This window comes from Methanobrevibacter sp., from assembly GCF_045611865.1.
Lineage (GTDB): Archaea > Methanobacteriota > Methanobacteria > Methanobacteriales > Methanobacteriaceae > Methanocatella.
Genome location: NZ_JAZKXX010000028.1, coordinates 1 through 1,977 on the forward strand (window position 1 = coordinate 1; position 1,977 = coordinate 1,977).

Here is a 1,977-nt window from a genome sequence, read left to right on the forward strand (position 1 = left end):
TCCTGAATGTGGAAATCCTAGTTATGATGGTGCTCCGGTTTGTGGAAATTGTGGATATGTTTTCCCAAAACCAAAAGTTTCAGCTCCAAAAGGAAAAGATATATTTGAAAAAGATACTAAAGTGAAAAAAACTTCCAATAATGAAAGTACAACCAGTATTATTAAAAAACATAAACTTCTTATTGGTGCAATCATTCTTATAACTTTAATTGTGATTTGTGGAATTGTACTTACTGGTGGACAGAATAAAACTACTTCCACTCCAATACAAACAAGTAGTTTAAATGAGTACAATGCCAATGGTTTTTCATTTAGCTATCCTCAAGAATGGAAAGAATCAAATTACACCGATTCCGACCATGATGACGCGATATTCTTTGAAAAAGGAGATGTAGTTCTTGAGTATTACAATGTTACTAGCGATTATACAAATCTAAAAGAGGTTACTCTAGATAGAATTGATCATGCTCAAGATAACGGCGCTTATGTAGAACTTGTTGAAACATTCACATTAGATAGTAGAAACGGTTCAAATATCGTATTTGAAAATTCTGACGGTGATTACACAAGATATGTTTCATTACTTAGTGATGGTAAATTATACGTCTTTAGAGTTATGGGAGATTCATTTAATTCCGTTACATCCGATGATGTGAACTCCATCATTAATACAGCACATATTGCTTAAAGTATGATTAAATTCATACTTTTACTATTTTTATTTTTAAGTGTTTAAAATGACTAAAATTAAACTTGCTTTATGTCAAATGAATGTGGTTGACGACAAAAAGGAAAACCTGAACAAAGCCAGTTTAATGATTAAAGAAAGTGCTAGTGAAAACGCTGATTTTATAATTCTTCCAGAGATGTTTATCTGCCCCTATTCAAATGATAAATTCATTGAATACTGCGAAGAAGAGACAGCTAGCCCTACATTAAAACGAATTTCACACCTGGCCAATGAGAATAATGTTTATATCCTTGCAGGGTCCATTCCTGAAAAGGAAAATGACAAACTATTCAATACCAGTTATCTTTTTGACAAAAACGGCGAAATAATAGCAAAACATAGGAAAATGCACCTTTTTGATATTGATGTCAAAGATAAAATTACATTTAAAGAATCCGATGTTTTAACTGCCGGAAATGATATCACAATAGCTGAAACCGAATTTGGAAAAGTAGGCATTGGAATTTGCTATGATGTACGTTTTCCAGAACTTGCAAGGCTTATGGTTGAAGAAGGTGCTTTAATCTTATTCTATCCCGGCGCATTCAACATGACAACCGGCCCTGCCCATTGGGAATTGTTGTTTAAATCAAGAGCCTTGGACAACCAGATTTTCTGTGTTGGTGTTGCACCTGCTTTAAATGAAAATGCAAGCTATCACAGCTTTGGCCACTCAATTATAACAAATCCGTGGGGAGAAATAATCTCACAAGCTAGTGAAAAAGAAGAATTAATCATTTCAGAAATTGATTTAGATATAATAAAAAAAATAAGAGAAGAACTTCCTCTTTTAAAAAATAAAAGAGAAGATCTCTACGAAATTAAAAGAAAATAGCTATTTCAATTTAGCCAACCTTTTTTCAAAGTAAGCTAATTTTTTATCATTGTCTTTGAATACTTCACAAGCGGTTTCTATGACTCTAACCTCATTATCATAGTCATTTGCTTTTCTGTAAAGAACACATAATCTTTTATATGGAGCATCTTTTGGCTGTTTTGCTTCAACATACCTTTCATATTCCTTAATAGCCTTTTGCATATTAGTTTTTTCCATTTCTTTTATTGTACTCATTGGAATAACTTTAACTATAGCTTCACCAGATGCTTTAGCTTTTTTCCTTTTTTCTGCCTTTTTAATAGCTTTATTACATGACTTCTTAAAGTCCTTATCATCTTCTGTTTTTCTTATATCCTTGATTAGCTTGATTGACTCATCAGTTGCAAGGTCCCCTAATGCTTGGATGGCG

Annotated in this window: 2 protein-coding genes and 1 pseudogene; 2 read left to right on the top strand and 1 reads right to left on the bottom strand. The window is 32.5% G+C overall.

Translation table 11 applies throughout. From position 1 onward, the window contains the following. Positions 1-688 (top strand): PsbP-related protein (locus ACKI32_RS03015; protein ID WP_407413359.1); only part of this gene is annotated, 688 nt, incomplete at its 5' end. 49 nt (positions 689-737) lie between these two features. Then, positions 738-1,565: a carbon-nitrogen hydrolase family protein gene (locus tag ACKI32_RS03020; protein ID WP_407413361.1), complete on the top strand. Its 828-nt coding sequence runs from the start codon at positions 738-740 to the stop codon at positions 1,563-1,565. On the opposite strand, the pseudogene ACKI32_RS03025 reads toward ACKI32_RS03020, so the two are convergent. Beyond that, a pseudogene (locus tag ACKI32_RS03025) lies at positions 1,566-1,977 on the bottom strand (HEAT repeat domain-containing protein); the annotation flags it as partial.